Annotated in this window: 27 protein-coding genes; 26 read left to right on the top strand and 1 reads right to left on the bottom strand. The window is 35.7% G+C overall.

The window, feature by feature from the left end:
* Nucleotides 1-3: 3 nt before the first annotated feature.
* The 6 genes from floA (at nucleotide 4) to HALSAC_RS0112535 (ending at nucleotide 6,645) form a co-directional block, all read left to right on the top strand.
* Nucleotides 4-981, top strand: coding sequence for a flotillin-like protein FloA (floA, locus tag HALSAC_RS0112560; protein ID WP_425402512.1), 978 nt, complete (start codon nucleotides 4-6; stop codon nucleotides 979-981).
* 18 nt (nucleotides 982-999) lie between these two features.
* A complete protein-coding gene (locus tag HALSAC_RS0112555) occupies nucleotides 1,000-1,461 on the top strand; it encodes a hypothetical protein (protein WP_027340549.1) in 462 nt (153 codons plus the stop codon).
* Nucleotides 1,462-1,893: 432 nt separating this feature from the next.
* The gene (locus HALSAC_RS0112550) at nucleotides 1,894-4,326 is read left to right on the top strand and encodes a glycoside hydrolase family 31 protein (RefSeq protein WP_027340548.1); all 2,433 of its coding nucleotides are present in this window, start codon (nucleotides 1,894-1,896) and stop codon (nucleotides 4,324-4,326) included.
* A 121-nt stretch (nucleotides 4,327-4,447) separates the two neighbouring features.
* Nucleotides 4,448-4,615, top strand: a complete 168-nt coding sequence (locus tag HALSAC_RS0112545; protein WP_027340547.1) for a ferredoxin family protein — start codon at nucleotides 4,448-4,450, stop codon at nucleotides 4,613-4,615.
* 241 nt (nucleotides 4,616-4,856) lie between these two features.
* A complete protein-coding gene (locus tag HALSAC_RS0112540; RefSeq protein WP_027340546.1) occupies nucleotides 4,857-5,642 on the top strand; it encodes a patatin-like phospholipase family protein in 786 nt (261 codons plus the stop codon).
* On the top strand, nucleotides 5,635-6,645 hold the full coding sequence (locus HALSAC_RS0112535; RefSeq protein WP_027340545.1) for a YlbL family protein: 1,011 nt from the start codon (nucleotides 5,635-5,637) through the stop codon (nucleotides 6,643-6,645). Before HALSAC_RS0112540 ends, HALSAC_RS0112535 begins: the two co-directional genes overlap by 8 nt.
* A 105-nt stretch (nucleotides 6,646-6,750) precedes the next feature.
* On the opposite strand, the gene HALSAC_RS0112530 is transcribed toward HALSAC_RS0112535, so the two are convergent.
* Complete coding sequence (locus tag HALSAC_RS0112530; protein WP_027340544.1) at nucleotides 6,751-8,037, bottom strand: nucleotidyltransferase; 1,287 nt, start codon at nucleotides 8,035-8,037, stop codon at nucleotides 6,751-6,753.
* 442 nt (nucleotides 8,038-8,479) lie between these two features.
* Here HALSAC_RS0112530 and pta point away from each other — a divergent pair, with 442 nt between their 5' ends.
* The 20 genes from pta (at nucleotide 8,480) to aroF (ending at nucleotide 26,236) form a co-directional block, all read left to right on the top strand.
* Complete coding sequence (gene pta, locus HALSAC_RS0112525; protein WP_027340543.1) at nucleotides 8,480-9,478, top strand: phosphate acetyltransferase; 999 nt, start codon at nucleotides 8,480-8,482, stop codon at nucleotides 9,476-9,478.
* 105 nt (nucleotides 9,479-9,583) lie between these two features.
* Nucleotides 9,584-10,777 (top strand): acetate/propionate family kinase, encoded by a 1,194-nt coding sequence (locus HALSAC_RS0112520; protein ID WP_027340542.1) that lies wholly within the window; start codon nucleotides 9,584-9,586, stop codon nucleotides 10,775-10,777.
* Nucleotides 10,778-10,851: 74 nt separating this feature from the next.
* Nucleotides 10,852-11,331 carry a YceD family protein gene (locus HALSAC_RS0112515; RefSeq protein WP_027340541.1) on the top strand — a complete coding sequence of 160 codons (480 nt, stop codon included), beginning with the start codon at nucleotides 10,852-10,854 and terminating at the stop codon, nucleotides 11,329-11,331.
* 63 nt (nucleotides 11,332-11,394) lie between these two features.
* Nucleotides 11,395-11,562 (top strand): 50S ribosomal protein L32, encoded by a 168-nt coding sequence (rpmF, locus tag HALSAC_RS0112510; protein ID WP_027340540.1) that lies wholly within the window; start codon nucleotides 11,395-11,397, stop codon nucleotides 11,560-11,562.
* Between the two features lie 386 nt (nucleotides 11,563-11,948).
* Complete coding sequence (gene fapR, locus HALSAC_RS0112505; RefSeq protein WP_027340539.1) at nucleotides 11,949-12,527, top strand: transcription factor FapR; 579 nt, start codon at nucleotides 11,949-11,951, stop codon at nucleotides 12,525-12,527.
* Nucleotides 12,528-12,531: 4 nt separating this feature from the next.
* Complete coding sequence (gene plsX / locus HALSAC_RS0112500; protein ID WP_027340538.1) at nucleotides 12,532-13,533, top strand: phosphate acyltransferase PlsX; 1,002 nt, start codon at nucleotides 12,532-12,534, stop codon at nucleotides 13,531-13,533.
* A 2-nt stretch (nucleotides 13,534-13,535) separates the two neighbouring features.
* Entirely contained in the window at nucleotides 13,536-14,531 is a 996-nt protein-coding gene (locus HALSAC_RS0112495; protein WP_027340537.1) for a beta-ketoacyl-ACP synthase III, read from the top strand.
* A 14-nt stretch (nucleotides 14,532-14,545) separates the two neighbouring features.
* Nucleotides 14,546-15,490 carry an enoyl-[acyl-carrier-protein] reductase FabK gene (gene fabK, locus HALSAC_RS0112490; RefSeq protein WP_027340536.1) on the top strand — a complete coding sequence of 315 codons (945 nt, stop codon included), beginning with the start codon at nucleotides 14,546-14,548 and terminating at the stop codon, nucleotides 15,488-15,490.
* A gap of 17 nt (nucleotides 15,491-15,507) precedes the next feature.
* The gene (fabD, locus tag HALSAC_RS0112485; protein WP_027340535.1) at nucleotides 15,508-16,440 is read left to right on the top strand and encodes an ACP S-malonyltransferase; all 933 of its coding nucleotides are present in this window, start codon (nucleotides 15,508-15,510) and stop codon (nucleotides 16,438-16,440) included.
* 63 nt (nucleotides 16,441-16,503) lie between these two features.
* Entirely contained in the window at nucleotides 16,504-17,253 is a 750-nt protein-coding gene (gene fabG, locus HALSAC_RS0112480) for a 3-oxoacyl-[acyl-carrier-protein] reductase (protein ID WP_027340534.1), read from the top strand.
* Between the two features lie 138 nt (nucleotides 17,254-17,391).
* On the top strand, nucleotides 17,392-17,622 hold the full coding sequence (locus HALSAC_RS0112475) for an acyl carrier protein (protein WP_027340533.1): 231 nt from the start codon (nucleotides 17,392-17,394) through the stop codon (nucleotides 17,620-17,622).
* An 87-nt stretch (nucleotides 17,623-17,709) separates the two neighbouring features.
* Nucleotides 17,710-18,678 (top strand): NAD(P)H-dependent flavin oxidoreductase, encoded by a 969-nt coding sequence (locus HALSAC_RS0112470; RefSeq protein ID WP_027340532.1) that lies wholly within the window; start codon nucleotides 17,710-17,712, stop codon nucleotides 18,676-18,678.
* On the top strand, nucleotides 18,671-19,915 hold the full coding sequence (gene fabF, locus HALSAC_RS0112465; protein ID WP_027340531.1) for a beta-ketoacyl-ACP synthase II: 1,245 nt from the start codon (nucleotides 18,671-18,673) through the stop codon (nucleotides 19,913-19,915). The genes HALSAC_RS0112470 and fabF overlap by 8 nt, the downstream gene beginning before the upstream one ends.
* 15 nt (nucleotides 19,916-19,930) lie before the next feature.
* Complete coding sequence (rnc, locus tag HALSAC_RS0112460) at nucleotides 19,931-20,626, top strand: ribonuclease III (RefSeq protein ID WP_027340530.1); 696 nt, start codon at nucleotides 19,931-19,933, stop codon at nucleotides 20,624-20,626.
* Between the two features lie 279 nt (nucleotides 20,627-20,905).
* Nucleotides 20,906-22,129, top strand: a complete 1,224-nt coding sequence (locus HALSAC_RS0112455; RefSeq protein WP_027340529.1) for a BaiN/RdsA family NAD(P)/FAD-dependent oxidoreductase — start codon at nucleotides 20,906-20,908, stop codon at nucleotides 22,127-22,129.
* A 308-nt stretch (nucleotides 22,130-22,437) separates the two neighbouring features.
* The gene (locus HALSAC_RS0112450) at nucleotides 22,438-22,956 is read left to right on the top strand and encodes a hypothetical protein (protein WP_027340528.1); all 519 of its coding nucleotides are present in this window, start codon (nucleotides 22,438-22,440) and stop codon (nucleotides 22,954-22,956) included.
* 301 nt (nucleotides 22,957-23,257) lie between these two features.
* Complete coding sequence (locus HALSAC_RS0112445; protein ID WP_035571997.1) at nucleotides 23,258-23,656, top strand: HutP family protein; 399 nt, start codon at nucleotides 23,258-23,260, stop codon at nucleotides 23,654-23,656.
* Between the two features lie 47 nt (nucleotides 23,657-23,703).
* The gene (gene aroH / locus HALSAC_RS17415; protein ID WP_027340526.1) at nucleotides 23,704-24,078 is read left to right on the top strand and encodes a chorismate mutase; all 375 of its coding nucleotides are present in this window, start codon (nucleotides 23,704-23,706) and stop codon (nucleotides 24,076-24,078) included.
* Entirely contained in the window at nucleotides 24,079-25,176 is a 1,098-nt protein-coding gene (hisC, locus tag HALSAC_RS0112435; protein ID WP_027340525.1) for a histidinol-phosphate transaminase, read from the top strand.
* A 43-nt stretch (nucleotides 25,177-25,219) separates the two neighbouring features.
* The gene (gene aroF, locus HALSAC_RS0112430) at nucleotides 25,220-26,236 is read left to right on the top strand and encodes a 3-deoxy-7-phosphoheptulonate synthase (RefSeq protein ID WP_027340524.1); all 1,017 of its coding nucleotides are present in this window, start codon (nucleotides 25,220-25,222) and stop codon (nucleotides 26,234-26,236) included.
* Nucleotides 26,237-26,247 lie beyond the last annotated feature (11 nt).

Raw genomic sequence — 26,247 nt, 5'->3', positions numbered from 1 at the left:
TTAATTGTAATGGTAGGTGTAGTACTATTCATATCTTTATTTGTTTATTTTATACCGATAGGACTGTGGATTTCAGCTCTTTCAGCAGGTGTGAAGGTTAATTTTTCAAATCTCTTTGGGATGAGGTTGCGTAGAGTTGCTCCAGCTTTGATTGTTGGCCCGATGATTAAGTCCCATAAGGCAGGTTTGGAGTTGAGTTCTGATCAGTTAGAGTCCCATTATTTAGCAGGTGGAAATGTAGATAGAGTAGTAGATGCTTTAATAGCAGCTCAAAGGGCACAGATTGAGCTAACTTTTGAGAGAGCAGCAGCTATTGATCTTGCTGGTAGAGATGTTCTACGAGCAGTACAGATGAGTGTTAATCCAAAAGTTATTCAGACCCCGGTAGTAACTGCTGTAGCTATGGATGGAATTCAAGTTATGGCAACTGCTAGGGTAACAGTTAGAGCCAACATAGATCGCTTAGTAGGTGGTGCTGGAGAGGAAACCATCCTAGCTAGGGTAGGAGAGGGAATAGTAACTACAGTAGGTTCCTCTGATGCTCATACTAAGGTTCTAGAGAACCCAGACCTTATTTCTAAAACAGTTTTAGATAAAGGTTTAGATTCAGGTACTGCTTACGAGATCTTGTCGATAGATATAGCAGATGTAGATGTAGGGAAGAATATTGGTGCTGAGTTACAGACTGATCAAGCAGAAGCTGATAAAGAAATAGCTCAAGCCAAAGCAGAAGAGAGAAGAGCTATGGCAATTGCTGAAGAACAAGAGATGAAGGCCAAGGTTCAAGAGATGAGGGCCAAAGTTGTGGAAGCAGAGGCAGAGGTGCCAAAGGCTATGGCAGATGCTTTAAAGTCTGGAAATATAGGTGTCATGGATTATATGAATATTCAAAATATCAAAGCTGATACAGATATGAGAGATAATATTTCTAATGTCGGTTCATCAAATGCTAGTGCTAAGAAAGAATCTCCTAAAAAATAATGGATAGGAGAGGATATAATGAATCTTATTGAAGAATTCGCTTCTTTGATTCCCCTTATCTTTATCTTTATAGCTTTAGCCAATAAGTTTGTAGATTTAAAGGATAAAGTAAGAGGAGAAGATGAAAGTGAACAACGAGTAGAAGAAGAAAGTTCAGACGACATATATATAGAAGAAGAGAAGAAAGCTTATGAAGTTGAAAAAGATTACTCTTTAAATAATACCAAGAGTTTGGCAGAAAAGAAGAAGGCAGATGCAAAGGTACAACAAGTTAAAAGACAAGAACCTTTGCAAAGTTTTGAGAGAAAAAAATTAAGAACATCTAGAAAGAAGAAGATCTCCAAAAGAAAGACTTCTAAAGTTGAAAAGCCTTTGTTAGATGAAGATAACTTAAAAGAGGATGTTTTAAGAGGGATAATCTTCAAAGAAGTGTTGGATAAACCAAGGGCCAAAAACCCTTATAAACCACATAGGTGGTAAAGAAATTCCGTCTACAGCGTTAATAACCCTGTAGACGGAGTTTTTGTTTTGATTAAACTTTATGGTAATAAAGTGTCATTTTCGTACAATTTATATTTGTAGGGGTGAACCTATGTGTTCACCCTAAATACGTCACCGACGAGTATTTAAATCATACATATATTTTTTATCGAAATAGAGATAATAACGATAATGTATTATTTTGGCAGACCTACGAGTTTTAAAAAAGTAAAAACTCTTCGTGAAAACCGCACAAACCGCATCCACATAGGTCTGTCTCTACGATATGGTCGATTAAAAGTTAAATTCTATTACTATACAACATATAACTGAAAAAATGAATTTTAAAGAAGGGTTTTTGGCAGAGTAGTAGAATAAATATACTAAGACAGTTGGAACTGCTTCCACAAATAAAATTAAGGGGTTGATAAGATGAATAGTGAAGAGATAATGGATAAGGGTAGAGATGGTGAGAGTAAAAGATATTTTATATTAACTAAGGTATCTGGTTATATAAAGAAAGGAAATAAGATATATCTGGATCTGATTGAAGGAAAGGTCTTATTAGAATTTCTTAGCTCTGATATAGTGAGGGTGCTTATGGGTAAGAGAGATGAATTGGATGAAGGGAGTACTCCAGCTTTAGTTGGTCATTCCTTGGCCTATGATGATCTTGTAATTAAAGAGGAAGAAGATAAATTAATAATAAGGACTTCTACTTTGAAGGTGGTTGTAAATAAAGTTAAGTTTGGGTTGGAATTTTATGATTTAGAAGGGAATATAATAAATGAAGATTACTCTAAAGGTGCTTTAGGTTGGCAGAAGGATGAGGTGAGAGCCTGGAAGTCTCTTGGAGAGAAGGAAAGGTTTTATGGGCTTGGGGAGAAGACGGGCTTCTTAGATAAAAGAGGTAAAAATTATACAATGTGGAATACAGACACCTTTAATCCTCATGTTACAGGAACAGATCCTCTTTATCAATCTATTCCCTTCTTGATAGGTTTTAAAGAGGGTATCTCTTATGGAATATACTTTGACAACTCTTATAAGACCCACTTTGACCTAGGAAAAGGTGATAAGGATTATTACTCCTTTTGGGGAGAAGGTGGAAAGTTAGATTATTATTTCATCAACGGGCCAACAATAAAAGAGGTAGTCTCATCTTATACTAGGTTGACTGGAAGGATGCCTTTGCCACCTAAATGGTCTATAGGTTATCATCAATCTCGTTATAGCTATCATCCTGAAGAAGAGCTTAGAGAGATAGCTAAAAACTTTAGAGACCGTGAAATACCCTGTGATGTTATTCATTTAGATATACATTATATGGATGAGTATCGAGTCTTTACTTGGAATGAAGAGGAATTTCCTAACCCTAAAAAGATGTTAAATGATCTAAGTGATGATGGATTTAAGGTAGTCAACATAATTGATCCTGGTGTAAAGAAGGATCCTGAGTATAAGGTTTATCAAGAGGGGATTGCCAATGACTACTTCTGTAAGTATCTAGATGGAGATATCTTTACCGGTAAGGTGTGGCCTGGTGAATGTGCCTTCCCAGATTTCGCTAAAGAAGAGGTCAGAAAGTGGTGGGGTGATTGGCATAAGAAACTCTTAGACCAGGGTGTTAAGGGTATCTGGAATGATATGAATGAACCTGCTGTTTTTACCCCTTATAGAGAAGATCCTACTATGGATTTAGATGTTGTTCATAATCTGGATGGAGATTTAATAAGCCAAAGAGGTTTTCATAATTTATATGGATTCTTAGAAGGAAAAGCTACCTATGAAGGGCTGAAGAGGAATAGAGATAATGAAAGACCTTTTGTACTTACTAGAGCAGGTTTTTCTGGGATACAGCGTTATGCTGCAGTTTGGACTGGTGATAATCGTAGTTTCTGGGAGCACCTTCACTTGACAATGCCAATGTTGATGAATATGGGTCTTTCTGGGATAACCTTCTCTGGAAGTGATATTGGAGGTTTTGCTTATGATGCTACAGGTGAGTTATTAACTAGGTGGATTCAGCTTGGAACCTTTATGCCTTTTTTTAGAAATCACTGTGCAATAAATAACCTTAACCAAGAGCCTTGGGTTTTTGGAGAGGATTATGAAGAGATTATTAGAGAGTATATAGGATTAAGGTATAGATTTTTAACTCATCTATATAATTTGTTCTATCAAGCTTCCAAAGAAGGTTTACCGTTAATGAGACCTCTAATAATGGAGTATCCAGATGATGAGAGAACTTATAATCTATCAGATCAATTTATGGTAGGAGATTCTATCTTAGTAGCCCCAATTTATAGACCTGATACCGATCAAAGGCTTGTATATCTTCCAGAAGGCCAATGGTATAATTTCTGGACTGCTGAGATATATGACGGTAGCTCAACGATTATAGCCCAAGCTCCTTTGGATAAGATGCCTATCTATGTGAAAGGTGGAAGTATACTTCCGTTGGCCCCGAGGATGAATTATGTTGGTGAAAATAAGGTAGATGAATTGGAATTAAACTTCTATCTAAGTGCTGAGGTTGAAGGTGGGGAATATAAACTTTATGAAGATGATGGTATATCCTTTAATTATGAAGATGGAGAATATAGTTTGCGAAATATATCGTACAGCAGAGTAGTTGAAGGTTTAAAGATTAAGATTGAAGAGCTAAATGACGGATATGATCTTGAATATAATAATTATAAATTCAAGCTTAACCTACCTCAATCCAGTCCAAAAGCAGTTTGTATTGATGGTAAAGAAATTAAGAAATGGACCTTTGAAGAAGGTATACTTCAACTATCAGTTCCAGTAACTGCACAAGAGGTGGAGATAGACCTAGCGGATAAAGAGATTATAATAGCTTAGTTGATAATGACTAACAGTTAGTAACCATTATTGACAATTAAAATTACCTATGTTATTATAACTTAGTAATATCAGGTTATTAAGGTGATAAAGTAAAAAACTAGTGTTGGAGGTGAAAGGAATGGCTTATACAATTAATGATGCTTGTATCTCTTGTGGAGTATGCGAACCTACTTGTCCAGTAGAAGCAATCTCTGAAGGAGATGCTCAATTTGTAATTGATGCAGATCTTTGTATTGACTGTGGCGCATGTGCTCCATCTTGCCCAGTAGAAGCTATCGAAGAGTAATATCCTTTTACATAAAACCTCAGGCTAAAGCCTGGGGTTTTTATATATTATTAGCTGAACAAAGTATAACTTTATTAATATAATATTTTTTTAATAAATACCATAAACTAATAGCTGAAGTTGTGATATAATGGAAATTAGGAGAATAAAAATATACTAAAGGATAAGAGAGTGTTATGGTTTTGATTATAAAAGTTTTCTTGTTCTCTAGCAACTATTTTTTAAAAGGAGGTGTGTATAAGTGCGTCCAACTATTGGATTGGCTTTAGGTGCTGGAACAGCTAGGGGGTTGGCCCATTTAGGTGTTTTAAAGGCCTTTGAAGAGGAAAGCATACCTATAGATTATATTGGTGGAACGAGTATGGGAAGTATAGTTGGTGGTTTTTATGCCGTGGGATTAGAACTTAATCGATTAGAGAGTTTAGCAAATCATTTAACTTGGGATCATCTTACAGATCTTACAGTACCCAGGAAGGGGTTTATTTCTGGAAAGAAAGCAAAAGAATTCTTTGAACTCTTAACAAAGCAGAAAAAGTTTGAAGATTTAGATACCCCCTTTGTAACAGTAGCAGTTGATATAGAGAGGGGAGAAGAGGTTGTAATAGACAAGGGACTAGTAGCAGATGGAATGAGGGCTAGTATGTCTATTCCTGGGGTCTATGTTCCTTATGAATTGGAGGGTAGGCTTTTAGTTGATGGGGCTTTACTAGATAGGGTACCTGTTAAGCCTGTTAGAGATATGGGAGCAGATATTGTAATTGGAGTTGAGGTAAGTAGAAAGATGGATGGTAGAAGTGAAGTAAATAGCATTTTTGATGTTATTATGCATTCTATAGATATTATGCAAGAGGAACTTGCAAAGAATAAGAGTACAGGTGCAGATCTTTTAATTATTCCTCAAGTTGGTGATATCCCATCTGCAGGTTTGGATAAAGCACAGATTTGCATAGACAAAGGTTATGAAGCGGCGAAAAATGATATTCCTAAGATTAAAGAACTGATAGAGGGGTGGGGAGAGGATGAATAAGTTAAATAGAGAAGATAAGTTACTTTCGATAGTTTTAGTTGTTTTGATATGTGCTGCTGTATTAATGTTTTGGCCTACCAATTATTATAGGATTTCACCAGGTAGAGCTGAAGCTTTAGGGCCAATGATTGCTATTCAGGGTGACAGTTATGAAGTTAAAGGAGAAGTTATGCTAACAGCAGTGTCTATGCGAGATGCTAAATTGCTTGATTACATACAGGTAAGGTTATTTGAGACAGAGTTAATAGAGTTAGAATCTAAGGATTTCTTACCTCCTGGAATGGATATGAGAAAGTACTTTGAATTAATGCAGGAAATGATGGAAGAAAGTCAAATGACAGCTAAGGCTGTTGCTTTGACTAAAGCAGGGTATGATCCTCAAATTACTGGTGAAGGAGTCCGTGTTGTAGATGTATTAAAAGAAGGAACTTCCTATGGTAAACTAAAAGAGGGAGATATTATAGTAGGGATAGATGGCAAACCGGTAAAATTACTCAATGAAACTATAGAGAAGATTCAGGCTAGAGAGGTTGGGCAAGAGGTAGAGATTAGTGTGTTAAGAGAAGAGGAAGAAAAGATATTTCTTCTTAAAACTTATAGTTTAGAAGATAATAATGGAGGCAACCCATCAATTGGAGTTTTAATAACTCCCCATAACCAAAACTTTAACTTCCCAATTGAAATTGATATAAATGCTGGAGAGATTGGAGGGCCTTCTGCAGGAGCAATGTTTACTTTAGAGATATTTAATAGGCTTACACCAGAGGATATAACTCAAGGCCAAAAGGTGGCAGGGACTGGGACAATTGATTTAGATGGGGCTGTTGGTAAGATAGATGGAGTTAGACAGAAGATTGTAGCTGCAAAGGATCAGGGGGCTGAGGTCTTTTTTTCTCCGGCAGGCAATTATGAAGAAGCAAAGACTCTTGAAGTAGAAGGAATAGAGGTAGTTGGGGTTGAGAATATAGATCAGATAATAAAGTATCTTAAAAGCAGAGGATAAGGGATAGAGGCACCTTTAAACTTGAAATCGCACGAGGGGTTTTTGCCTTTTAAAACTCTGAGGGGGCCTCTAAAACTTGAGATTCCACGAAGGATTTTTTGGTTTTTATTTAATAATAGGGTGCTTTCTAAAGTCTATATTAGCCTTTCTTGCTTCAAGGTTAGGATAAGCTAAAGAGTAGATATTGTTGGCCCTTAGGTCATAGCTTAACATCTTTTGTAATAGATTTCTAGGATCTTGGGTGCTTCTGAGGTGATTAGCTACCTTAGTGATTATTGGCAGGTCACCTTTTTCTTTAATAGATTTAAGTAGTTCTCTACCTTTATTATTAAAACCTAGCACCCTAAAGTAAAGTGGGCCATTAGCTTTATCAAACTTTTTTAAATCAGGTTCCTTGATATTTAATAGAACTTGGGATAATATTCTTTGGATTCTAGTTTGGGTAAAGCGTTTTGTTTTAATTAAGGATATTAGCTCTTGTAGGGAGCTGGCTCTTTGAGCTGCTTCTTTGATTCTATTCTCTAGTCCTCCTCTAATATCTTCAAATTCTTTTAAGTCTCTTTCATCCATACGTCTAATTAGAGTTAGTATCTGTTGACTAAAATTATTATAGAAGATAGGGCCAAAGCCCTTAGAGATCTCTTCTTCTAATATCTTTATACTTTCTTGTAGGAGTCCTTTAGAGGTTTCTTCATTAATAAGGGGTCTTTCTTTTAAATAATTATTATATATTTGACTTCTGATAGCTGAAGCACTACTTACCTTATTTAATTTAAGTGAATGATATCCTTCTCCCTCTCTCTTTATTGTAAGTGGGGTTATAGAGCTATCTAATTTATTTAAGGCTTTGATGTATTCTAAACCTAGGATGTTATTTGGGTTTTTAAGTATATTTTCTGCTGTATTTAGTGTGGTTTTTAAATTGTTGGGTGTAAGTCGTATGTAATCTATTAAGGCTTTACTTCGAGCTTCTGGGTAAGACAAACCTTTATTTAATTTACTTTGGATTAAATTACTTAAGGCTAGAGGTTCTTTGCTTAATATTCTTCCCAACTCTACAAAGGGTAGGATATCACCAAGTTCGCTACCAAAGCAGATATTATCAACAATTCCTGTAGAGTTTAATAATTTTATTGAGCCAAAGGCAAAGTGTTCTGCACTTCTTAGTGAGTATGAGATAGGAAGTTGGATCATTAGGTCTACTCCAGCTTCTAAAGCCATCTTAGTACGTGCCCATTGGTTAACTATAGAAGGCTCACCACGTTGTAAGAAGGCTCCGCTCATTATACAGATTACACTGTCGGCTTTGCTAGCTTTGATAGACTCTTCTAGATGTATCTTGTGACCATTGTGAAAAGGGTTATACTCTGTAATTATACCTAATACTTTCATTGAAGATCCCTCCATTATTTAGTAATATAGTTGCACTTTTGTGCAACTAGTAATCAGTGATGAGTGACGAGTAATGAGTAAGATCAAAACCTAAAGACCTCTTATTCAAATTTAGGCAACAAAGGGGTTTTTAAGGTTTTACCCATTACTCATTACTGATTACCCATTACTAGTGGCACGAAAGTGACACTTAATTACTATTAAGTCTTAGTTTAACACTTTTCTATACTATATTATAGTTATTATAGGGAGAAATATCAATTTTATAGTATGAATTATATTTAAATAAAGGGAATACTAAAGGCGAGGTCTTGAAAAATATTCCAATGTAAAAATAGTAGATATTTTGTCTAAAAACAAGGAGATTATATGTATCATCTAGTAATTATAAATAGTAATAGTAAAAGATAATTTCATATTTTGATTATGAGGAGGGTAAGTGATGAGTTTTATTGGAGATATTCATGAGAAAGCTAAGAGTGAAAGAAAGATTATAGTATTACCTGAGGGTACAGAAGAAAGAATGGTTAAGGCTGTTCCAATTATTTTAGAGAAGGAGATTGCTAAGATAATATTATTAGGAGATGAGGATGAGGTTAAAGATGTCGCTTTAAGGCATGGGGTTGATTTGGGTAAAGCTAAGATAATTGATCCTAAAAAGTCTAATAAATTAGAGGGTTATGGGAAAACTTATTATGAGTTAAGAAAACATAAAGGGATAAGCAAAGAAGATGCTTTAGAGCAGATGAAAGATCCTTTATATTTTGGGTCGATGATGGTTAAAGCAGGAGATGCTGATGGTAAGGTGGCTGGAGCAGCTAACCCTACTGGAGATGTTCTAAGAGCTGCTATTAGAGTTATTGGTACTACAGAGGGGATTTCTGTAATATCTGGTGCCTTTATTATGATTGTTCAAGATAAAGATTTTGGTGAGGATGGATTGATGGTCTTTGGAGATTGTGCAGTTAATCCTAATCCAAGTTCTGAACAGTTAGCTGAGATTGCTATATCTTCAGCAGAGACGGCTAAATCTTTGGCTGGCATAGACCCTAAAGTTGCTATGTTGTCCTTCTCGACAAATGGTAGTGCTAAACATCAGATGGTGGACAAGGTGACAGATGCAATAAAGAAGGCTAAAGAGTTAAATTCTGATTTAATTATTGATGGAGAGATGCAATCAGATGCAGCTATTGTACCAAAGGTTTCACAGAAGAAGTATCCAGAGAGTGAGATTGGTGGAGAAGCAAATGTATTAATTTTTCCTGATTTACAATCAGGCAATATAAGTTACAAACTTGTACAAAGGTTGGCCCATGCTGAAGCTATTGGCCCTGTTTTACAAGGAATTGCTAAACCGGTTAATGATCTATCTAGAGGGTGTAATGTGCAGGATATTGTTAATGTAACAGCAATTACTGCAGTCCAAGCACAAAATTGTTAATTAGGTCTTGATAATTGGCCCTTAACAATGATAAGATTAGGGGAGTATTTAATAAAAAACTAATTAGATAAGTGTTACTATACATAATGAAGGAGGAGTTAGTTAATGAAAGTTTTGGTTATTAATAGTGGAAGTTCTTCTATTAAGTATCAACTAATTAATATGGAGGATGAATCAGTTTTAGCTTTAGGACTAGTGGAGAGAATAGGTATTGAAGGGTCTAGATTAGAGCAAGAGCTTGCTAATGGAGAGGAGTTTGAAATTAAAAAAGATATTCCTGACCATTCTATAGGCATGGAACTAGTAATTAACACCTTAACTGATGAGGATAAAGGTGTAATTGGAGATATAAATGAGATTGTTGCTGTAGGGCATAGAGTTGTGCATGGAGGAGAATACTTCGATAAATCTGTTATTATAGATAATGATGTTAAGAAAAAGATTGAAGAGTGTGCCAAATTAGCACCTTTGCATAATCCAGCTAATCTAATGGGGATTGAGGTATGTGAAAGACTGATTTCTAATGCAAAACAAGTGGCGACCTTTGATTCTGCTTTCCATCAATCAATGCCTCAGGAAGTTTATACTTATGCTTTACCATATGAGTTCTATGAAAAATATAGGGTCAGAAGATATGGCTTTCATGGTACATCCCATCAATTTGTTGCCCAAGAGGTTGCTAAGAAGTTAGATAAAGACATTAAAGACTTAAAGATTATTACTTGTCACCTTGGAAATGGTGCTAGTATAACTGCAGTAGATGGAGGCGAATCTTTAGATACAAGTATGGGACTTACTCCTTTAGAAGGTTTAGTTATGGGAACTAGATGTGGTGATATAGACCCTGCTATAGTACCTTTTATTATGGAAAAAGAAGATTTAAGTCCAGAAGAGATGGATTATTTAATGAATAACAAGAGCGGTTTCTTAGGAATTTCTGGTGTAAGTAGTGACTCTCGTGATATTGAGGATGCTGCAGCAGATGGGAATGAAAGAGCTCAGTTAGCTATTGATATGTTTGCTTATCGTGTAAAGAAGTATATAGGTGCTTATACTGCAGCTATGAATGGCATTGATGCTCTTGTATTTACTGCAGGGATTGGCGAGAATGCTATAGGTTTGAGGGAAGATATATGTAATAGTTTAGATTTCTTGGGTATTAAGGTTGATGTTCAACGAAATGATGTTAGAGGTAAATTTACTCAAATAAGTCCTGATGAATCTAGAGTTAAGGTATTTGTTGTACCTACAAATGAAGAGTTGGTAATTGCTAGAGATACTAAAGATTTGATTGGTTAATTTCTACAAAATTCTTGACAAATCTATATTCTCTATATTATAATAAATGATGTTGCCTTAGAGGTGAAAAGTAAATGAGAGCTAAAATAAATATTGCCAAGATAAAAGATGTCTTTGGTGGAACTATGAGTGAAGAATTTTCTGTTGAATTAGAAAGTATAACTATTCATGGTGAGCAGGTCTCTTTTCCTCGAGAAATTAAGATAAACTTAACTGTAGTTAATGATGAAAAAACTTATATAGTTATGGGGAAAGTTGATATCTTGCTTAGATTACCTTGTACTAGGTGTTTGGATGAATTTGAAATGCCTATGAAATTTGATTTTGATTTTGAAATTTCTAAAGAAGAGGTTGAAAAAGATCAGATTGACTTTAAAAATGAACTTTTGCACCATATCAGATTGAATTTACCTATGAAATTTGTCTGCGATGAAGAGTGTGAAGGTTTGTGTCCAAGTTGTGGAAAGAACTTGAACAAAGAAGAGTGTAAATGTATTATGCACAAGGTTGACCCAAGACTTGCTGATCTAGAGAAATTATTGAATCAAGATTGAAGTTAAGCCAGTTATTGAACTAATATATAACTTGAGATGTAATAGATAAAGGAGGTGTTTTTGATGGCTGTACCTAAGCGAAGAACCTCAAAAACTCGTAAGAGAAAGAGAAGAACTCATTGGAAGTTAAGTGCTCCAAATTTAGTTGAATGTCCTCAATGTAGTGAGGCAAAATTGTCACACCGTGTATGTCCTGAGTGTGGATTTTACAAAGGTAGAAAAGTAAAGTAATTATATACAAAAGAGAAGGCGAATATTCGCCTTCTCTTTTGTTTTTTGGAAAGTGAAATATAAAAGTGCTGCTAGTAATGGGTAATGAGTGAAGAGTAATTAGTAAAGTCAAAATCTCAAAACTTCTTATAAGTCTTAGCTAACAAAGGGTTTTCTGTTTTCCTAAGTTTTTATCCATTACTCATCACCAGTAATAAAGCTATGCTTTATTACTATATCGTTTCGCTTTTTAGCATTTAGTTGAGTCTTATTTCTTAAAACTAAAGTATAATTTCCTCTTCTTTTTAGAATAATACTTGCATAGAAGAAAAAAATTATATATAATACTTGTAGAGTTAAATTAGTAGCAGGTCTTAATACAAGATTTTAATAGGTGGTTACAGTTGATGAAAAAAATAAGTAAGTTAGAAAGGCAAAAACTTTTACAAGAAAAGCTAAAAGAGAACCCTTTCTTTATCGATAAAGAGTTAGCGGAGATATTTGATGTTAGCATTCAAACTATTCGTTTAGATAGGATGGAGTTGGGGATTCCAGAAGTTAGAAAGAGAATTAAAACAGTAGCAAAACGGGCCAACGATCAATTGAAGTCAGTTCAAAGTGAAGAGGTGATTGGTGAATTGGTAGATATTAACCTCGACAAAGCAGGAATTTCTATTATGGAGACGTCTAAAGAATTGCTTTTAGAGAAAAGTAAGGTTGTGAGGGGACACCATATATTTGCTCAAGCTAACTCTTTAGCAGTAGCAATCATAGATACTGATGTAGCTTTGACTGGATCTGCTAAGATTCGTTATAATAGACCGGTTTATTTAGGAGAAAGATTGATAGCAAAGGCTAAAGTTGAGAATAAAAAAGGGAATAAGTTCTGTGTAAGAGTAGAGACTAAAGTTAAAGGAGAGTTAGTCTTTAGTGGAGAGTTCATAGTCTTCTCAGTTGAGGCTGATAATGGAATTGAGGAGGTTTAGACAGGTGAAAATTGTAGTAGACGCAATGGGAGGGGATCATGCCCCGTATGAGATTGTTAAAGGTGCTATAGAAGCTAGTGGAGATATTGATGGAAGGATTATCCTTGTAGGACAAGAAGATAAGGTTAATAAAGAGTTGGAAAAATACTCTTATGAAGAAGGAAAGATAGAGGTTGTTCATGCTTCTGAAATTATCGGTATGGATGAGTCTCCAGCTCGTGCTTTAAGAAAGAAGAAGGATTCATCTATTGTAGTAGGGTCTAAGTTGGTTAAAAAAGGAGAGGCAGATGCCTTTGTATCTGCTGGAAGTACTGGTGCTGTGATGGCTAGTGCTTTATTGAAAATTGGTAGAATAAAGGGTGTAGCTAGACCTGCAATAGCAACTGTATTTCCCACATTAAAGGGAGAGACTCTTGTTTTAGATGCAGGGGCCAACGTAGATAGTAAGCCGGAGCATATGGTTCAACATGCACTAATGGCTCATATTTATGCATCAGAACTTCTCGGTAAAAAGAACCCTAAATTGGGTCTTTTGAGCGTTGGCGAAGAGGAGAAAAAAGGAAATGAACTAACTAAGGAAGTACATAAAATTCTAAAAAAGATTGAGGATATTAATTTTGTTGGTAATGCTGAAGGAAGAGATATATTTACTGGGGAATTTGATATTATATTATGTGATGGATTTGTAGGAAATGTAGTTTTGAAAACGACAGAAGGCTTAGCAGATGCCTTATTTAAGATTATAAAAAGAGAGATAAAGGCAAATTGGCTCGGTAAATTAGGAGGGCTTTTATTAAAGCCTGCCTTTAAAAGGGTAGCTAAGAAGATGGATTATACCGAATATGGTGGGGCGCCACTTTTAGGAATTGATGGTGTAACGATAATAAGCCATGGAAGTTCAAATGCAAAAGCTATCAAAAATGCTATTAAGAATGCGCAAAAAGCTATAGATGCTGATTTAATTAATCTAACTAAAGCCAATATTGGTGGAAGGAATGATGGATAGCTATGAGAAGTGAAGTAAGAAAGGCTAAGGTTGCAGGTGTTGGTTCTTTTGTGCCTGAGAAGGTATTAAGCAATTCTGATCTAGAAGATATGGTAGATACTAATGATGAATGGATAACAACAAGGACAGGGATTAAAGAACGTAGAGTTGTTGAGGAGGGGATGAGCACCTCTGATTTAGCATATGAGGCAGCAAAGTTGGCCCTAGCAGATGCAGGTTTAAAAGCTCAAGATTTAGATTTAATACTTGTTGCTACAGCAACTCCTGATCATCTTGCGTTTCCCTCGACTGCTTGTATAGTTCAAGACAAGTTAGGAGCTAAAGGTGTTCCAGCTTTTGATCTTGCAGCAGCTTGTACAGGTTTTGTTTATGGGGTTTCAGTTGCAACTCAATATATCGAAACTGGAGCTTATGATAACATTTTGGTTATAGGGGCTGAGACTTTATCTAAGATAATAGATTGGGAAGATCGTTCTACCTGTATATTGTTTGGTGATGGAGCAGGAGCAGCAGTCTTGACTCCAACTGAAAAGGGAGGTATCCTCTCTAATTTATTAGGGGCTGATGGAGCCCAAAGCCAAGTGTTGAAGGTGGAAGGAGGAGGTTCTAAGAACCCTCTCTCTCAGAGTATAATCGATGAAGGTCTTCATTATATAGAGATGGAAGGTAATCCTGTCTTTAAGTTTGCCGTTAGAATATTAGGAAGAGCAGCTAATGAAGCCTTAGAAATTGCTGGCTTAGATGATAGTGATATAGATTATTTAGTGCCTCATCAGGCAAATATCAGAATTATTGATGCTGCAGCAAAGAGGTTAGATTTACAGAAGGAACAGGTTTATGTGAATCTTGACAAATACGGAAATACCTCGGCTGCTTCCATACCTTTAGCTTTAGATGGAGCAGTTAAGTCAGGAGATATAAAAGAAGGAGATATTGTTGTTCTAGTTGGTTTTGGTGCTGGTTTGACTTGGGGAGCTACAGTTATAGAATGGTCTTAAGGGGGAAGTAGAAGATGATTAAAACTAAATTATGCGAATTATTAGGTATAGATTATCCGATTATTCAAGGTGGTATGGCCTGGATTGCTACAGGTGAATTGGCTGCTGCTGTATCAAAAGCTGGAGGATTGGGAATTATAGGGGCAGGTAATGCCCCAGCAGATATAGTAAGGGAAGAGATAAAAAAGGTTAAAGCAGAGACTGATAAACCTTTTGGGGTAAATGTAATGTTATTATCACCTTTTGTAGATGAAGTTATGGAGGTTGTAATAGAGGAGAAGGTTCCTGTAGTGACGACTGGAGCTGGAAATCCTGGAAAGTATATTGAGAGGCTTAAAGAGATTGGAGCAAAGATAATCCCAGTTGTTCCTTCAGTGGCTTTGGCTAAAAGGATGGCGCGCCTTGATGTAGATGCTATAATTGCAGAAGGTAATGAAGCAGGAGGACATATTGGTCAATTAACTACAATGCCTTTGATACCTCAAATTGTAGATGCTGTTGATATTCCAGTAATTGCAGCTGGAGGCGTTGCTGATGGTAGAGGTTTAGCTGCAGCATTATCACTAGGTGCAGTGGGAGCACAAATTGGGACGCGTTTCATCTGTGCTCAGGAATGTATAGCTCATAAGAACTATAAGAAAGCTGTTATCAAGGCTAAAGATAGAGATGCCATAGTAACTGCTCGATCTACTGGACACCCTGTAAGAAATCTGAAGAATAAGTTAACAAGGAAGATAGATAAACTAGAAAAAGAAGGGGCTCCTAAAGAGAAGATTGAGGAGTTAGGAATTGGTAGATTACAAAGGGCTGTTATTGATGGTGATGTGGTTGAGGGTACAGTTATGGCTGGACAGGTAGCTGGAATGGTTAATAAGATAGAATCGGCTTCAGAGATTATTAATGATATTATGGCTAGTGCAGAAGATGTAATGAAGAATATCTGTCAAAGTATTATTTAAGTTGAGGAGGGGATAAGATGGGAAAGACAGCTTTTATCTTTCCTGGTCAAGGATCTCAATATGTAGGTATGGGAGAAGAGTTGGCTAAGGAGTTTAAGATTGTAGAAGATACTTTTAAAGAAGCAAATGAAGCTTTAGATATAGATGTAAGGAAATTGGCTTTTAAGGGGCCAAAGGAGGATCTAAAGGAGACAGAGAACACTCAGCCTGCTATCTTGACATTAAGTACAGCGGTTTATAGGCTTTTATTAGATAAGGGAATAGAAGCAGATGTTGTTGCTGGACATAGTTTGGGAGAATATTCGGCTTTAGTAGGTGCTGGAGTATTAGATTTTGTTGATGGGGTTAAGTTAGTAAGAAAGCGTGGTCAGTTAATGGCTGCTGCCGATCCTTCTGGTAAAGGTACTATGGCTGCAATTATTGGTTTAAGTGCTGAGGAAGTTAAAGAAGTGTGTCAAGAAGCAAGTGGTGAGGGCGTTGTTGAGCCTGCAAACTTTAACTGTCCAGGGCAGATAGTAATCTCTGGCGAGAAGAAGGGCGTGGAGAAGGCAGTAGAGATAGCTAAAGATAAGGGAGCAAAGAAAGCTATACTCTTATCTGTAAGTGGACCTTTTCATTCTAGTTTAATGGAAGCTGCTGCTAAGAAGTTGGCCCCTCAATTAGATAAGATAGACTTTAAAGATGCTAAAGTTTCTGTTGTGACCAATGTTGATGGTGAGTTTACAACTGACAGTAATAGATTAAAAGAGGCTTTAATCGAGCAGATTAGTGGGTCTGTTAGATGGGAGGAGTCTATTAGGGCTATGATCGATGATGGTGTAGATACATTTATTGAAGTTGGCCCGGGTAGAGTTTTAAAAGGATTCATGAGAAGGATAGATCGTAAGGTGAAAGCTTTTAATGTTGAGGATTTAAGGTCTTTAAATAAAGTCTTGAAAAAGATAAAATAAATTGTTATAAAAAAATCTTTATTTGGTAAAATATTATTATGTTTCTTTTGAAGGAGTGAGAAGATGAGATTAAAGGATAAGGTTGCTATTGTTACAGGTAGTTCACGTGGTATTGGTAAAGAGGTTGCTTTAAAGTTATCCAAAGAGGGAGCTAAATTAATTATAAACTACCCTTTTGATGGAGAAGCCCAAGGTGCTCAAGAGGTAGTAAAAGAGATTGAAGATCTTGGTGGAGAGGCTATAGCAATAGAAGCTGATGTAACTAAAATAGATCAAGTTAAAGCTATGGTTAAAGAGGTTAAAGGGGAGTTTGGAAGGATCGATATCTTAGTTAACAATGCAGGTATTACTAAAGATGGATTGTTAATGAGGATGAAGGAAGAAGATTGGGATGCTGTTATGAATGTTAATCTTAAGGGTGCATTTAATGCTACTAAAGGTGTAACAAGGACTATGATGAAGCAAAGAAGCGGTAGAATAATAAATATATCATCAGTAGTAGGTCTAATGGGTAATGCTGGTCAAGCTAATTATGCAGCTTCTAAAGCAGGTCTAATTGGTTTTACTAAATCGGTTGCTAAAGAGATGGCTACTCGTGGTATAACAGTAAATGCAATTGCACCAGGATTTATTGAAACTGCTATGACTGATGAATTATCTGATAAGGTAGTAGAACAGATGTTGGCTGTAATACCTATGGGTGAGTTTGGTCAGCCTGAAGATATAGCTGATTTAACTCTATTCTTAGCCAGTGATGAAGCAAGATATATTACTGGTGAAGTAATTAGAGTTGATGGTGGAATGGTAATGTAAAACAGTTGAAAGTTGTTAATTGAAAATTTATAGTTAAAAACTAATATAATAAGGTTTATATTTTTAAGTTTTTGCTCCTTAACTATCAATTATCAATTGTCAATTATAAACTAAATCATTTGAAGGGAGGTGAATAGAATGGACGTTTTTGAAACAGTTAAGGATATTGTAGTTGCTGAGTTGGGTGTAGATGCTGATGAAGTAACTCTAGAGGCTTCATTTATTGATGATTTAGGTGCTGACTCTTTAGATATCGTTGAGGTTGTTATGGCCTTTGAAGAGGAGTTTGATATTGAAATTCCTGATGAAGATGCTGAAGATATCGAGACAGTACAAGATGCTGTAGATTATATTGAAAATGCTTTATAATTCTTATTAAATTTGTCCCCGTTTATCTAGATAAACGGGGCTTTAAGCAATAGTTATTATATAATATTATAAATTGGAGGAATAATCTTGAATATACCAAAGTTAAAGATTGGGAAATTAGTCGCTAAGGTTCCTATTATCCAAGGTGGAATGGCTGTTAAGGTATCCACTGCACCATTAGCTGCAGCAGTTGCTAATGAAGGTGCTATTGGATTAATAGCAGGTTCGGGGTTGAAGGTTGAAGAGTTAAAAGAAGAAATTAGGCGTGCTAGGAGTATGTCTAAAGGCATTATTGGAGTAAATATTATGGTTGCAATTAGTGAATTTAAAGAGTTAGCTAATGCAGCTATAAGTGAAGGTATAGATCTAATTGTAGCAGGTGCTGGATTTTCTAGAGACTTATTTACTATGGGAAAAGAGAGTGGTATAGAGGTAGTACCCATAGTATCTTCGGTGAAGTTAGCCAAAATATCTGAAAAGATGGGTGCTTCTGCTATTGTTGTAGAAGGTAAAGAAGCAGGAGGACACTTAGGAACTGACAAGCCTATGAAGTCTTTAGTTAAAAACATTGTCAAGGCAGTAAAAATACCGGTAATTGCCGCTGGTGGAATCATTAATGGTGAAGATATTGCTGAGGTATTAAAAATGGGGGCCGATGGAGTTCAAATGGGATCAAGATTTGTTGCTAGTAAAGAGTGTGAGGTAGATGATTCCTTTAAAGAAGTGTACATAAATGCCACAAAAGAAGATAGTGTTTTGATCGATAGTCCAGTAGGCTTACCAGGAAGGGCGCTAAGAAATCCTTTCTTTGATAGGTTGACAGCTAGTGAGGTTGATACAGGAAAAAGTTGTGATTATTTATGTTTAAAGAAGTGTTCACATAGTTTCTGCATTATGAAATCCTTAATCCAAGCTCAAGAAGGAGATATGGAGGGTGGTCTTGTTTTTGCAGGGGAAAGAGCTCATTTAATTGATAAAGTTTTGCCTGTAAAGGAGATAATAAGTGACTTATTAAGTGATGCTAAGAAGTATTTAGGAGGGAAAACAAATGAATAATCGTGTTGTTGTAACTGGTATGGGAGTAATTTCTCCAGTTGGAATTGGAATAGAAGAGTATTGGTCATCGTTAATCAATGGAGTTTCAGGTGTTGATACTATTACCCACTTTGATGCAAGTGAATATAAGACTAAAGTTGCAGCTGAGGTTAAAGATTTTAAAGCACAAAATTACGGTGTAGATCGTAAGGAAGCAAGAAGGATGGATAGATATGCTCAGTTTGCTGTTGTTGCATCTAAGATGGCTCTTGAAGATGCAGAATTCGAGGTGAATGAAGATAATGCTAAGCGGGTTGGAACTTTAATCGGTTCAGGTATTGGTGGAGTTGAAACCTTTGAAAAACAACACAAGAAATTATTAGAAAGAGGGCCAAACAGAGTTAGTCCTTTTATGATTCCAATGATGATAGCTAATATGGCTGCTGGACAGGTATCTATATATACTGGGGCCAAAGGGCCAAATACAACTTCAGTCACTGCATGTGCTTCTGGTACAAATGCAATTGGTGATGCCTTTGAATTGATTAAACGTGGAGATGCTGATTTGATGATTGCTGGTGGAACTGAAGCAGCAATTACCCCAGCTTCATGTGCTGGATTTTGTTCTATGAAGGCAATGACTACTAATAATGATGATCCTAAGGGAGCTAGTAGACCTTTTGATTCTAAGCGTGATGGTTTTGTAATGGGTGAGGGAGCAGGTGTTGTAATTTTAGAATCTTTAGAGAGTGCTCAAAAAAGAGGGGCTAAGATATACGGAGAGATGGTAGGTTATGGTATGTCAGCAGATGCTCATCATATTACTGCTCCAGCACCAGGTGGTGTAGGTGCAGCAGAAGCTATGAAGATGGCTTTAGAAAAAGGAGATCTTAAAGTAGAAGAAATGGATTATATCAATGCCCATGGAACATCTACTCCAGCAAATGATAAATTAGAAACTGCTGCTATTAAGAAGATCTTTGGAGATTATGCTTATAATTTAGCTATAAGTTCTACCAAATCTATGACAGGTCACTTATTGGGTGGAGCAGGTGGAATTGAAGCTATTGCTTCTATCTTAGCTATTAAGAATAATATTGTACCTCCTACCATAAACTATAAAAATGAGGATCCAGAATGTGATTTAGATTATGTACCAAATAAAGCTAGAGAGACTGAAGTTAAAGTTGCTTTGTCTAATTCTTTAGGTTTTGGTGGACATAATGCTTGTGTCATATTTAAAGAATATATTGGCTAATTAGGGTGTGTATATATGAAGGATAAGGAAGGTTATTTAAAAAAAATACAAGAAGAGATTGGGATTGAATTCAAAGATGAGAGTATATTAAAGAGGGCTTTAACTCATAAATCTTATGCCAATGAAAGAAGAAATTTGAACCTAAAAGATAACGAGAGATTGGAGTTTTTAGGTGATTCTGTTCAGGATTTAGTAGTAAGTGAATATATGTTCTTGAAGTATCCAGATCACCCAGAAGGAGATTTGGCAAAGATAAGGTCAGTTGTGGTAAGTGCTCCAGTCTTAGCCCAAAAAGCACGTGAGATTAGCTTAGGTGATTATCTTCTTTTAGGTAAAGGAGAAGAGATGACTGGAGGAAGAAAAAGAGATTCTATCTTGGCGGATGCTTTTGAAGCTTTAGTAGGTAGTATATACTTAGATAGAGGGTTAGAAGTTGTTGAAAAATTCATTTTAAGTCTTTTAGTTCCCGATATTAAAAATGTAGAGATTGGGGAGCATATCCAAGATTACAAGACCTTATTACAAGAGATTATTCAAAGAGATTCCAATTCTAGACCTGAGTACAAGGTTGTTAAAGAAGAAGGGCCTGATCACAATAAAGAGTTTACTATTGAGGTTGATTTTGATGGTGATATTTTGGGTAGAGGAAAAGGCTCTAGCAAAAAAGAAGCTCAGCAAAGAGCTGCTAAAGATGCAATAAGTAAGATATAGTAGCTCGTCTTGACGAGCTGCTTTTTTTATATTTATCATAATCTTCTAGTAATAAAGTTTTACTTTATTACTAATGATGGGTAATCAGTAATGAGTAATGGGTAAAACCTTAAAAACCAGAAACTAATTTGTTAGCTGATTTTTAATAAGTGGTTTCGATATTTTGATATTACTTATTACTCGTCACTCATCACCCATTACTAGTGGCACGATAGTGCCACTGTATTACTATGTTATCGTAGATACAGCAATAAAAACTTATAAAAATGAGGTGTAAAAATGTATGATCTAATAGTCGTTGGAGGTGGTCCAGCTGGAATGATGGCAGCTGGAGTTGCTGCTCAAAGGGGAAAAAAGGTGTTATTATTAGAGAAGAATGCTCAATTAGGAAAGAAGATGTTGATTACTGGTAAGGGACGGTGTAATCTTACAAATGATTGTGAAATAGAAGACTTCATTAAAAATTTTCCTGGAAATGGGAAGTTCTTGTATAGCGCCTTGTATTCTTTCAGCAATTGGCAATTAATGGATTTCTTTTCGAGGTTAGGAGTCAAAACGAAGGTAGAGAGAGGTGGAAGGGTCTTTCCTGTATCTGATTCAGCAAAAGATATAGTAGAAGCTTTGAAGTCCTTTATAGAAAAAGAGGGCCTTGAGGTTAGGTTAAAGATTTCTATTGAGAGCTTAATCACTGAGGGAGAAATAGTAAAGGGTGTAAAGGATAGAGATGGTAATGCTTATAAAGGTGCAAAGGTCTTAATTGCTGTTGGAGGAAAATCATATCCTACTACCGGATCCTCAGGTGATGGATATTCAATGGCTAAGGAAGTTGGGCATAATATTGAAGCAATTAAAGCTGCTTTAGTTCCTCTTAACACTAAAGAAGGGTGGGTAAAAGACTTACAAGGGTTGCAGCTTAAAAATGTAGAAGCTAGCTTAATTGTAGATGGTAAAAAGGAGACAAGTCAATTTGGAGAGATGTTATTTACTCACTTTGGAGTAAGCGGGCCAATAATCTTAAGTATAAGTAGAGAGGTATCTTATAACTTGGATAAGAATACTTACTTGAGTATAAATCTTAAGCCTGCTTTATCTAGAGAGCAGCTTGATAATAGATTGCAACGTGACTTTGAGAAGTATTCGAGAAAGCAATTTAAAAACTCTTTGAATGATCTTTTTCCTAATAAGCTGATTCCTGTGATAATTAAACTCTCCTCTATTGATAGTGAGAAAGAAGTTCATCAGATTACTAGAGAAGAGCGTGAAGAACTATTGAATTTAATGACCGATTTTAGAATAACTATAACTGGAACACGTGGGTTTAGAGAAGCTATTGTAACTGCTGGAGGTGTAGACGTAAAGGAGGTCAACCCTAGCACTATGGAGTCTAAATTGGTAGAAGGCCTTTACTTTGCAGGGGAAGTTCTTGATATTGATGCTTATACAGGTGGATATAACCTACAAGGTGCATTTTCAACTGGATATTTAGTTGGGATTAATGTATAGATAATAATTGGAAGAGAATTAAGAAGTCAAGTATATAATCTCTCTTTAAACATATTATTATAGTAACGGAGTGTGCTAATTTAAAAGTTAAGATTATTAGTAATAAAGCATAGCTTTATTACTGGTGATGAGTAATTAGTAATGAGTAATGGGTAAAACCTTAAAAAAACAGAAACCCCTTTGTTACCTAAGACTTATAAGAGGTTTTGAGATTTTGACTTTACTCATTACTCTTCACTCATTACCCATTACTAGTGGCACGAAAGTGACACTTTATTACTATAATATTTAGTTTAAGGAGGGGTAGTGTGGGTAGGCATATATTTTATTTAGTTGAAGGTTTGGCTAAGGTTATTGAAAAGATCCTTGTTAGGCTAGTAGTTATAGGTATGGTGATATTAGTTGGGGTGCAGATAATATTAACTAATCCAAATTTAGAGGAGACCTTAATTGCTAGGATTCCCAGATTAGAAGCTGTCTTGGCAATTGGTCAAAGTGATGATTTTAAAGAAGATGCTGTTCCGGTATTTCAAATAAATAATGAGACTATATCTTTAAAACTTTCAACTTATAATAGAGATAGGGGATCAGATTTTAACTTGATTTTAAATGGCCAAAAGGTTGGTGACTTTTCTAGAGACTACATAGAGATTGAAGTCAATGAAGGGGATAGGTTGAGCATAGATGGCAGAGAGAGTAGCTCAGGCATCTGGATTGAAATATCTAGTACATCAAAACCTTTAATTAACTTAGGAGAAGGTAAACAATTTTGGGTTAATAATAAATATAAGGATTTGGGTCATATTGAAGTTATAAATAAATTTTAAAAATAACTTGCTTTAATGATAGAGTTATGCTAACATATTGTATAACAGTTATAAAGTACTATGGTAGTTTTAGGGTAGAGTAGGTAGCTTTTTATTAATTTTTATGTAGTTGTAGTATAATTTAATAATCTGTAGGTAGTATGGTAGGCTAGGTAGGGGAAGTATATTAAAAATCACAAGTACTCCTCGTTCTAGGGGGTACTTTTAATATTTTTTGGATAAAATATTCTAAAGAGATTTTGAAATGTTCATTAACATATTTTATAAATCTTAAAGGAGGGGTATTGTGGATAAGCGTGAGATGAGCAAGAAGGTGGCAACTGCAGCAATTAAGATGGCACTAAGTGATAGAGTTGAAGAGAGTAGATTGAAGGATGATTATAAGAATAAAGAAGTATTGGTAGCAGCAGTGGACTTTGGTGGTGAATTTAACTCCTCGATAAAGAATATTATTGAAAGAGCTATTGTAGCTGCTAAGAGGGAAGGGGTAATCAAAGATACTCATACCGATCAAGGGGCTGTGGCAGGTGCTACTAGAGAAGCTTTAACTCAAATCAATCATAAAGCTTTAGGTCTTAACGTAGGTGGAAAGATTGGGGTAGCAAGAAAAGGTGACCATTTAAGTGTAGCTATATTCTTTGCTATAGGCTTATTACATTTAAATGAGATGGCAATAGGCTTAGGACATCGAGCAGTATAATATATTTAAGAGGTGTTGATTTCTAAACTGACAAGGGGGTGAATGTGATGGTGAGAGGGATAAGAGGAGCAGTTACTGTAAAAAGTAATGATGAGAAGGAGATATTATCAGCAACTAAGGTATTGTTAGAGAAGATGATAAGGGCTAACGATCTAAAGGAAGAGAGGATTGCTTCCATATTCTTTTCTACAACATCGGATCTAACTAAGGCCTTTCCTGCAGTAGCAGCTAGAGAGATAGGTTGGATTAGTGTGCCCTTGTTTTGTACAAAGGAACTTGATATTGAGGGTAGCTTAGAGAAATGTATCCGGATCTTAATTCACTATAATACAAAAAAGTCTTTAGAAGAGATAGAGCATATCTACCTAAGAGAAGCAAAAAGCTTGAGACCAGATTTAATAAAGGAAGGAGAAGAGGAGTAGATGAGTGATAATAAGTTGATAAGAAAAGAAATTTTAAGTATTAAACCCTATATTCCTGGTAAGCCTATTGAAGAGGTAAAAAGAGAACTTGGATTAAAAGAGGTTATTAAGTTAGCCTCAAATGAAAATCCTTTAGGACCATCGCCTTTAGCTGTTGAAAGAATGGGAGAGACAATAAAGGGAGTAAATATATATCCTGATGGAAATGTACATAGGTTAAGAGAGAAGCTAAGTGTTAAGTTGGGGGTAGAAGGTAATCAATTAATCTTTGGTAATGGATCAGATGAGATTTTGGTTATGTTGGCCCAAGCCTTTATAGATAAGGGTGATGAGGTTATTATGGCCGAAACAACCTTTAGTGAATATGAGTTTGCTACTAATATTATGGGTGGCGAGATTGTTAAGGTCCCTTTAAAGGACTATACCCATGACCTAAAGGCTATGGCAGAGACCATTAGTGATAATACTAAGATGATCTTTATCTGTAATCCAAATAATCCAACTGGAACTGCTGTTGGAAGAGCAGAGGTTGAGGATTTCTTAGATAAGGTTAATGAAGATATAATTGTAGTCTTTGATGAAGCTTATTATGAATATGTAAGTGATAAAAATTATCCTCAATCCTTAGATTATCTTTTAGATTATGAGAATCTAATAATTTTAAGGACTTTTTCAAAGATTTATGGATTGGGAGGGTTAAGGGTTGGCTATGGAATAGCAAATGAGAAGATAATAAGCTATTTAGAAAGGGTAAGACAACCTTTTAATGTTAATGCAATTGCTCAAGAAGGTGCTTTGGCTAGTTTGGAAGATCAAAGTCATATTAGGGAGAGTTTGGACTATAATAGACAAGGTAAGGAATACTTGTATAGAGAATTTGATAAGCTTGGTTTAGATTATGTGCCAACTGAAACTAATTTTATACTTGTAGATCTACCTAAATCAAATGATCAGGTCTTTAAAGAGTTATTAAAGCAAGGAATAATTATCAGGAGTTTGTCTTCTTATGGGTATAAGACTAAGATTCGAGTAACAATTGGATTGCCTGAGGATAATAAGAAGTTTATTAAGGCTTTAAAGAGCCTTTTGAATAAATAATTATAAGAATAATAAGTAGAGAGTAAAAGAGGAGGAGTTAATAATGATAATATTAATGGAGAAGCTAGCTGTTGAGAAGGATATTAATGATGTAATTGCTAAAATTGAGGAGTTGGGCTTTGAAGCTCACCCAGATAAGGGAGAGAAACAGACTGTAATAGGTGTTGTAGGTAGTGGTAAGAGAGATGAACTATTAAATTGTATTGGAGCTTTTTCAGGAGTGGAAAATGTAGTGGAGATTACTAAACCTTATAAATTAGTAGGTAAGGAGTTTAAATCTGAGCCTTCTATAATAGATGTTGATGGAGTTAAGGTAGGTGGTGGCAACTTTGCAATTATGGCTGGACCTTGCGCAATCGAAAGTAAGGAGCAGTTATTTGAGGCTGCTAGAGCTGTAAAAGAAGGAGGGGCCAACATCCTAAGAGGTGGAGCTTTTAAGCCAAGAACATCACCTTATAGCTTCCAAGGTTTGATGGAAGAAGGGCTTAAGATGATGGCAGAGGCTAGAGAAGAGACAGGATTGAAGATAGTTACAGAAGTAATGGATACTAGAGATGTGGAGTTAGTAGGAAGATATGCTGATATCCTACAGATTGGTGCCAGAAATATGCAAAACTTTGCCCTTTTAAAAGAGGTGGGTCAAAGTGATGTTCCTGTTCTATTAAAGAGAGGATCAAATGCTACATACAAAGAGTTGTTAATGGCTGCAGAATACATTATGGCCGGTGGAAATTATAATGTAATTTTATGTGAAAGAGGAATTAGAACTTTTGTTAGCGAGACTAGAAATACTGTAGATATGTCTATTGTTCCAGTTGTTAGAGAGTTAAGTCACTTACCAATTATTATAGATCCAAGTCATGGGACTGGTAAGTGGAAGTATGTAAGTCCTTTGGCTAAGGCTGCAATTGCAATTGGTGCTGACGGTCTAATGGTTGAGGTTCATCCAGATCCTAAGAATGCTTTATGTGATGGTCCACAATCTTTAAAACCAGAGAAGTTTAAGCAGATGGTTAATGAACTTAAAGGTATTGGAGAGGTAGTTAATCGTCAATTTTAATGGGGTGAAAG

The sequence above is a fragment of the Halonatronum saccharophilum DSM 13868 genome, assembly GCF_000517025.1.
In the GTDB taxonomy this organism is placed as follows: Bacteria; Bacillota; Halanaerobiia; order Halobacteroidales; family Halobacteroidaceae; genus Halonatronum; species Halonatronum saccharophilum.
This window is presented reverse-complemented; position numbering and strand designations above follow the sequence as displayed.

What these genes read in the sequence shown, in the direction of transcription:
- HALSAC_RS0112555 (WP_027340549.1), top strand. Translation starts at nt 1,000, where the DNA reads ATGAATCTTATTGAAGAATTCGCTTCTTTGATTCCCCTTATCTTTATC.
- HALSAC_RS0112550 (WP_027340548.1), top strand. Translation starts at nt 1,894, where the DNA reads ATGAATAGTGAAGAGATAATGGATAAGGGTAGAGATGGTGAGAGTAAA.
- HALSAC_RS0112545 (WP_027340547.1), top strand. Translation starts at nt 4,448, where the DNA reads ATGGCTTATACAATTAATGATGCTTGTATCTCTTGTGGAGTATGCGAA.
- HALSAC_RS0112535 (WP_027340545.1), top strand. Translation starts at nt 5,635, where the DNA reads ATGAATAAGTTAAATAGAGAAGATAAGTTACTTTCGATAGTTTTAGTT.
- HALSAC_RS0112530 (WP_027340544.1), bottom strand. Translation starts at nt 8,037, where the DNA reads ATGAAAGTATTAGGTATAATTACAGAGTATAACCCTTTTCACAATGGT.
- pta (WP_027340543.1), top strand. Translation starts at nt 8,480, where the DNA reads ATGAGTTTTATTGGAGATATTCATGAGAAAGCTAAGAGTGAAAGAAAG.
- HALSAC_RS0112520 (WP_027340542.1), top strand. Translation starts at nt 9,584, where the DNA reads ATGAAAGTTTTGGTTATTAATAGTGGAAGTTCTTCTATTAAGTATCAA.
- HALSAC_RS0112515 (WP_027340541.1), top strand. Translation starts at nt 10,852, where the DNA reads ATGAGAGCTAAAATAAATATTGCCAAGATAAAAGATGTCTTTGGTGGA.
- rpmF (WP_027340540.1), top strand. Translation starts at nt 11,395, where the DNA reads ATGGCTGTACCTAAGCGAAGAACCTCAAAAACTCGTAAGAGAAAGAGA.
- fapR (WP_027340539.1), top strand. Translation starts at nt 11,949, where the DNA reads ATGAAAAAAATAAGTAAGTTAGAAAGGCAAAAACTTTTACAAGAAAAG.
- HALSAC_RS0112495 (WP_027340537.1), top strand. Translation starts at nt 13,536, where the DNA reads ATGAGAAGTGAAGTAAGAAAGGCTAAGGTTGCAGGTGTTGGTTCTTTT.
- fabK (WP_027340536.1), top strand. Translation starts at nt 14,546, where the DNA reads ATGATTAAAACTAAATTATGCGAATTATTAGGTATAGATTATCCGATT.
- fabD (WP_027340535.1), top strand. Translation starts at nt 15,508, where the DNA reads ATGGGAAAGACAGCTTTTATCTTTCCTGGTCAAGGATCTCAATATGTA.
- fabG (WP_027340534.1), top strand. Translation starts at nt 16,504, where the DNA reads ATGAGATTAAAGGATAAGGTTGCTATTGTTACAGGTAGTTCACGTGGT.
- HALSAC_RS0112475 (WP_027340533.1), top strand. Translation starts at nt 17,392, where the DNA reads ATGGACGTTTTTGAAACAGTTAAGGATATTGTAGTTGCTGAGTTGGGT.
- fabF (WP_027340531.1), top strand. Translation starts at nt 18,671, where the DNA reads ATGAATAATCGTGTTGTTGTAACTGGTATGGGAGTAATTTCTCCAGTT.
- rnc (WP_027340530.1), top strand. Translation starts at nt 19,931, where the DNA reads ATGAAGGATAAGGAAGGTTATTTAAAAAAAATACAAGAAGAGATTGGG.
- HALSAC_RS0112455 (WP_027340529.1), top strand. Translation starts at nt 20,906, where the DNA reads ATGTATGATCTAATAGTCGTTGGAGGTGGTCCAGCTGGAATGATGGCA.
- HALSAC_RS0112445 (WP_035571997.1), top strand. Translation starts at nt 23,258, where the DNA reads ATGAGCAAGAAGGTGGCAACTGCAGCAATTAAGATGGCACTAAGTGAT.
- aroH (WP_027340526.1), top strand. Translation starts at nt 23,704, where the DNA reads ATGGTGAGAGGGATAAGAGGAGCAGTTACTGTAAAAAGTAATGATGAG.
- hisC (WP_027340525.1), top strand. Translation starts at nt 24,079, where the DNA reads ATGAGTGATAATAAGTTGATAAGAAAAGAAATTTTAAGTATTAAACCC.
- aroF (WP_027340524.1), top strand. Translation starts at nt 25,220, where the DNA reads ATGATAATATTAATGGAGAAGCTAGCTGTTGAGAAGGATATTAATGAT.